The organism is Streptomyces sp. NPDC003042 (genome assembly GCF_053591315.1).
The window spans coordinates 1-5,646 of record NZ_JBSFTP010000154.1; the positions used below are offsets into that span (position 1 = coordinate 1).

At 68.2% G+C, this 5,646-nt stretch carries 5 protein-coding genes, 1 rRNA gene and 2 pseudogenes; 5 read left to right on the forward strand and 3 right to left on the reverse strand.

All coding sequences use genetic code 11. The features are described 5' to 3' along the window. Nucleotides 1-66 (forward strand): 5S ribosomal RNA (gene rrf, locus ACWDYJ_RS35745); the annotation flags it as partial. A 630-nt stretch (nucleotides 67-696) separates the two neighbouring features. Continuing rightward, nucleotides 697-1,725, forward strand: coding sequence for an aminoglycoside phosphotransferase family protein (locus ACWDYJ_RS35750; protein ID WP_451569775.1), 1,029 nt, complete (start codon nucleotides 697-699; stop codon nucleotides 1,723-1,725). Nucleotides 1,726-1,801: 76 nt separating this feature from the next. On the opposite strand, the pseudogene ACWDYJ_RS35755 reads toward ACWDYJ_RS35750, so the two are convergent. After that, nucleotides 1,802-2,289, reverse strand: a pseudogene (locus tag ACWDYJ_RS35755) (ATP-binding protein). A 194-nt stretch (nucleotides 2,290-2,483) separates the two neighbouring features. Here ACWDYJ_RS35755 and ACWDYJ_RS35760 point away from each other — a divergent pair. Beyond that, a pseudogene (locus ACWDYJ_RS35760) lies at nucleotides 2,484-2,768 on the forward strand (IS5/IS1182 family transposase); the annotation flags it as partial. A 13-nt stretch (nucleotides 2,769-2,781) separates the two neighbouring features. On the opposite strand, the gene ACWDYJ_RS35765 reads toward ACWDYJ_RS35760, so the two are convergent. Then, nucleotides 2,782-3,324, reverse strand: coding sequence for a GNAT family N-acetyltransferase (locus tag ACWDYJ_RS35765; protein WP_451569776.1), 543 nt, complete (start codon nucleotides 3,322-3,324; stop codon nucleotides 2,782-2,784). Nucleotides 3,325-4,026: 702 nt separating this feature from the next. Between ACWDYJ_RS35765 and ACWDYJ_RS35770 the strand changes: the two genes are divergently transcribed. Together ACWDYJ_RS35770 and ACWDYJ_RS35775 are read left to right on the forward strand one after the other, a co-directional pair. Beyond that, nucleotides 4,027-4,557, forward strand: coding sequence for a GNAT family N-acetyltransferase (locus ACWDYJ_RS35770; RefSeq protein ID WP_451569777.1), 531 nt, complete (start codon nucleotides 4,027-4,029; stop codon nucleotides 4,555-4,557). A gap of 99 nt (nucleotides 4,558-4,656) precedes the next feature. Further along, nucleotides 4,657-5,253, forward strand: coding sequence for a dihydrofolate reductase family protein (locus tag ACWDYJ_RS35775; protein WP_451569778.1), 597 nt, complete (start codon nucleotides 4,657-4,659; stop codon nucleotides 5,251-5,253). Nucleotides 5,254-5,435: 182 nt separating this feature from the next. Here ACWDYJ_RS35775 and ACWDYJ_RS35780 read toward each other — a convergent pair. Then, on the reverse strand, nucleotides 5,436-5,646 hold a 211-nt coding region (locus ACWDYJ_RS35780; protein ID WP_451569779.1), incomplete at its 5' end, for a hypothetical protein.

The window sequence follows — 5,646 nt, forward strand, 5'->3', positions numbered from 1 at the left end:
GCTAAGCCTTTCAGCGCCGATGGTACTGCAGGGGGGACCCTGTGGGAGAGTAGGACGCCGCCGAACAATCATTGTGGGAAAGCCCCGCACCTTAACTGGTGCGGGGCTTTTCTGCGTTTACGCCCCGTTGAACGCCTGGGCGACACCGAGGCTGCCTCGGGGCCGTGGTGCCGGCTGACCAGACCGTGCTCGACGGTGAGGCCCAGGGTGAACCCGCCTGATCGGGATAGCCGCAGGCCCGGCGGCCTTACTGGTCCGCCGCGGGATCTCCTCCCAGCGCACCAAGACCGCCGGCGGCAGTCGCGGAGGATCTGGGTGTGACGGGCAGCCCCGGTCGGTCCGATTGGGCGCGTTCACCTGCTCCTGATCGCCTCGGGAACGGGTGGCCGTTGCCGGGCCGGGGGGCGGTCAAGGCTGTGACGGTGCCTGTCGCGAAGGCCCTATCGGGACACCCCCCTGCCCGGCGGCAACAGGTCAAACTCAGGGCACCAGGGCCAGTCGTAGCGCGAGTCAGGCCACCGCCCGCAGCGGCATCCGAACATCTCACCGTCGTAGCGGGTGGCGAGGGCGCTGATCTGGTCGACACGTTCGGGGGTGTGCAGTCGAGCGGTGTGGCGGTCCTCGGCGGCGTGAAGCGTGACGGCTGGTTGTGCGCAGTAGCCGCACGCTCGTTCGGCTCCGTGGAAGGATGAGCGCATGTGGTTGCGACTGCCGTTCGGGGACGAGTTGCGGGCCGAGCTCGGATCGCCCAGGCGCTCTCGCAGACTGGGCAGCAGCCCTCGCTCGCGCGTGTGGCGCGTCGAGTTGCCAGAGGCAACGGCAGTGGTGAAGCAGATCGTCGACGGTCCTGATGCCGACGAGCGATACGCCCGTGAGGTGGCCGCCCTGCGGCTCGCAGCCCGAGCTGAGATTCCCGTGGTGCCCGCGTTACTGGCCACCGATACCGGTGAGCGGGTCTTGGTGCTGGAGCATCTGGAGCACCGACGCCCGGCCGGCGACTGGATCGTCGACTATGCAACCGCGTTGGCACGGCTGCATGCCACCGCCCGCCCGGAGGACGTTGGGGTACTTCCCCGGTGGCAGGGCCCGAACCAGGCCGACATCGAGTCTTTCCTGCGGCTGGCCGGGGCTCTGGAGGTTCCTGTCACCTCTGGCGTGTCCGGCGAACTCAATGACCTCGTGAACCGGCTCGACCAGGCATCTGGGCATGCCCTTCTCCACGGGGACCCCTGTCCCGGGAATGACCTCCACACCGCCACGGGGATCAGATTCATCGACCTCGAGCAAGCGTCACTGGGCAGCGGCTTGATGGAGCTCGCCTACCTGCGCATCGGTTTTCCGACCTGCTGGTGTGTCACTTCAGCGTCAGAGCTGCTGCTGGAACGGGCGGAGAGCGCATACCGCAACGAGTGGCGCACCCTGACCGGCTCCGAAACGCAAGACGGGCTCGCCGACGCGTGCGCCGGCTGGCTGCTCCGCGGCGACGCGCTGGTTGAACGGGCACGCCGCGAAAGCACTGATCACCTGGCCAGGATCCCGCACCGGGACTGGACGTGGGGCACCGCGACCGCCCGCCAACGGCTCGTCCACCGGCTCGGGGTCGTTGGCCAGATGACGGCCGACCACCCCGCTCTCAGCGGCGTGAGCAGCCTCAGCACCGCTATGCGCCAGCGTATGCTCGCTCGCTGGCCGGGGCTTCAGCCCGTCCCAGCGAAGCGACCGTAGATGTCGGCTGATCTCCCCGGAATCGTCGACGATTCGCTGGCATGCCGACCTATCTCGTGCCCGGCGGCAGTGTTGGTCAAGCGGCGGCCTGCTGTTCGGCGCGGGCGTGGGCGCGGGTGGTGGCGAGGCGGCAGGAGTCGGTGCCGGTCTCGATGATGTCGCCGCCGAAGGTGAGGCGGTCGACGATGGCCGCGCAAAGTCGAGGATCGGCGACTCGTTCGAGGCGATGGCCACGCTGTTCTTTTCCTCCCGCTCGGTCAGAACCTGGAAGAGGAGTTCGGCGCCGCGGCGGTCGAGTTCCATGCAGCCGAGGCGTCGATGCAGAGGGGAAGGCTCTTCTTGACCCATTCACACTTGGCGAGGGTGTGGATCAAGGCAGCGTCGATGTTCGGGTGGCGTCGAAGTCGACCCGAGACAGGACAGCTGCTCGCGGCCGGCGGTCTCGGCGAGTTCGGGGAACCGGGTGCGGATGGTCGGCAGCCGCAGCATCCGGCATGCCTGGTCGACTGCGGCAGTGGCGGCCTGCTCGGTGAGTCCTCGTTGGCGGGGGAAGGACGCAAACAGGTCGAACTGTGCACCAGCCCCATCGAAGCCCGCTTCGGACCGATGCGAGCACCAGCCCTGCACCTACGTACGGCCTGTCCGGCGGATGCACGGGTCAGCCACCGCCGGGTCTTCAACGGCGCCCTGTACCGACTGCGCACCGGGGTGCCGTGACGGCGGGACTGCCTGCGCGTTTCGGCCCGTGGAAGGCCGTGACCCGGGGCGGCCTGACCTCCGAGATCCACCTCGCCGGTGAGGGTGGACGCCGCCCCTTGGCCCTGTTGATCATTCCGGGCCAGTGGGGCGACGCTCCGCAGCTCATCCCGGTCATGGAACGCATCCGCGTCGGCCGCCTCGGTGGCGGACACCCGCGCACGCGGCCCGACCATCTCGGCGGCGACAAGGCGTACCGCTCCCGCCGCAACGGCCGCTACATGCGACGGCGCCAGATCAAACACGCCATCCCCGAACCGAAGAACCAGCGGGCGGGCTCCGCCCGTGATCCTCCGGGCCCTAACCGTTCGAGTCCGGCTTCCAGTCCTGGACGAGGAGCCCGAGCAGCACCTCGTCGAGAAACTCGCCCATCACCCAGGCCGACGAGCGCAGCACGCCCTCGCGGACGAAGCCGTTGCTCTCGGCGGAGCGCAGCATCGCGGCGTTGTCCGAGAGCGTCTCGATCTGCAGCCGCTGCAAGCCGCGCACGACGAAACCGTAGTGGCACAGCACCGCGACCACGTCGGTGCCGTAGCCCTTGCCGCGGGAGGACGGCAGCAGTCCAAGGCCGATGTGCGCGGACCGGTTGTGGTTGTCGATGCCCCACAGCGTCGCGGTACCGACCAGTGTGCCGCCGTCCAGCTCCACCACGGAGAACGGGACGTGCCCCTGCTCCTTGTCGTCCACCACGAGCCGCGGATCCTTCGAGCCGGGCGTGATCGGCCGCCACGGGCCGCCTTCGGCCCGCGAGGCGTTGACCACGTCGTCGTAGAGCTCGGCCCGCAGGATCGGGATGTCGTCCTCGTGCCGGGCCCTGAGCCCGACCTTGCTGCCTCTAAGCATGCAGGTTTCCTATCTGACCGGGTTCGCCGACGGCAAACCAATAAGGCAACCGCATCGGCACCTCCCGGGCCTCCCGGGCCTGGAGGCGCGTCGCTGGGTGCGTCACACATGCCTCCGGGCCATCGGCGGCGAACTGGCTCCGCCACGTGCGCACCGTATTCACGGTGAGGGCCAGCTCATGCGCGATCCAGCCGTTGCTGATCCCCGGGCGCTTCCGCCAGGCGTACGCCATTGGCGAGTTGGGGGACGGCGAGAGGCGTTGTCCGGCCTGCACGCTCTGGTACCGCCCTGCCTACAGCCGTCTCAGCATCGGGTGGCTGGAGGTCGGCAGGCCGTACCCCACACGCGCGGTTTCCGGTGGCGTTCGTGGTTCCCTTTCCCCGGGTCCGGGACGACGCCGAGCGCATGCTTCGTTGCCTGGCGTCGCCGCAGGTAACCGCGGTTGCGGCGCGACGACGAAGGCAACCGGGCGATGCTCAGCCGCCCATGTCGCGACCCGCTGACACCGCTGCGTGGTCAGGCGCGGGCAGTGGTTGTCGCAGACGATCGCGATGCGCATCTCGGCTGAGTGCAGCGAGCGTAGGTGCGTGGACGTGCTGCTCTACGCGGGCCTCGATCTGACGGACAGCCTGCCTTCAGCTTGATGCGGCACTGGATGGCGTTGGCATCGTCGGGGGAGCGTGGGATGCGTAGCATCGGGGAATGCCTCAGCTCCAACTCCTCCGCTTCGACCATGCCGCGGCGCTCCTCCGGTTCGAGCAGGACAATCGGGCCTACTTCGCCGCTTCGGTCGACGACCGTGGCGACGACTACTTCGCCGGCTTCGATACACGCCACCATGAGCTGATGGCCGAGCAGGCCGCAGGGCTGCACTTCTTCCACGTCCTGGTCGGTGCCCACGGCGAGGTGCTCGGGAGGGTCAACTTGGTCGATGTGGAGGCCGGTTCCGCCGAACTCGGATATCGGGTCGCCGAGAAGGCCGCAGGGCGGGGACTGGCCACGGCCGCCGTACGCGAGGTCTGTGGTCTGGCCGCGGCGGAGTACGGCCTGACCACGTTGCGGGCCGTCACGACACTCGACAACGCCGGCTCGCGAGCCGTCCTGGCCCGTACGGGATTCATCAGCGTCGGCGACATCCAGCTGGACGGCCGGTCGGGCCTTCGCTTCGTACGGGACCTGCGGGATCTGCGGAGCGGCGAAGGGCCGACGGCGGGGGCGCGTACGTCCATGTGACCCAGCTCACTACGGTGGGACCGAGTGGCGCGATGAGTTTCGGGCGCCGCGGTGGTCTGTACTGCAGTACCCACCCAGTGAGTAAGAGGAGCGAGTCACATGCGCATCGTGGTCTGTGAATTCATCAGCCTGGACGGCGTCGTACAGGCGCCGGGCGGTCCCGGCGAGGACACCGACGGCGGCTTCGCCCACGGCGGCTGGACGCAGACGTTCTTCGACCCGGAGGTGGTGGGCGGAGCCTTCGACGATGCGACGGCCAAGGCCGAGGCGCTGCTGTTCGGGCGCCGCACGTGGCAGACGATGGCGGGGGCCTGGCCCGATCGGGCCGGCGACCCGTTCGCGGACCGGATGAACGCGCTGCCGAAGTACGTCGTGTCCCAGACGCTGACCGACGACGATCTGACGTGGGACAACACCACGCGTATCCCCGGGGACACGGCCGTCACCCGTATCGCGGAGCTGCGCGACAGTGCCGGCGGTGACCTGCTGGTCATGGGTAGCTCGGTGCTGGTCCGGACGCTGCTGCACGAGGGCCTGGTCGACGAGCTCCGGCTGATGATCATGCCGGTGATCCTCGGCGGCGGTAAGACGATCTTCCCCGATGACGGTGGCCTGCGGAAGCTCGAGCTGGTCTCCACGGTCACCAGCGGGACCGGCGTGAACGTGTGCACCTACCGGCAGGCCACCACGCGATAGCCGGGGACGTGTCGAGGACCCCTGCCGCCCGCGGTGTGTGGTGGCCGGCGACCCAGCCGGCCCCTGCGACACGATTTTGACTCTGCCCAGGCACGGTTGTAGAGTCAAACGGTTGCCGCGAACCGGACAGGTTCGGCAACCGCCCCACCGGGAAGCAATTTTCGTGGGGGTACCTCGACTCTTCATTCGGAAACGATGAAGCCGGGAAATCCGGTGGAAAACTTCTGATAGAGTCGGACTCGCCGGAAAGGGAAAACGCGAAAGCGAAGCACCTGGAAAGCACCGAGGAAATCGGACACGAAAGAGTCTGATAGAGTCGGAAACGCAAGAACAGAACAGAACGAAAGCCCGGAGGAAAACCCGCGAGGGTGAGTACAAAGGAAGCGTCCGTTC

Excerpts from the sequence above, each read along its gene's own strand:
- ACWDYJ_RS35770 (WP_451569777.1), top strand. The coding sequence starts at position 4,027 with ATGCCTCAGCTCCAACTCCTCCGCTTCGACCATGCCGCGGCGCTCCTC.
- ACWDYJ_RS35765 (WP_451569776.1), bottom strand. The coding sequence starts at position 3,324 with ATGCTTAGAGGCAGCAAGGTCGGGCTCAGGGCCCGGCACGAGGACGAC.
- ACWDYJ_RS35775 (WP_451569778.1), top strand. The coding sequence starts at position 4,657 with ATGCGCATCGTGGTCTGTGAATTCATCAGCCTGGACGGCGTCGTACAG.
- ACWDYJ_RS35750 (WP_451569775.1), top strand. The coding sequence starts at position 697 with ATGTGGTTGCGACTGCCGTTCGGGGACGAGTTGCGGGCCGAGCTCGGA.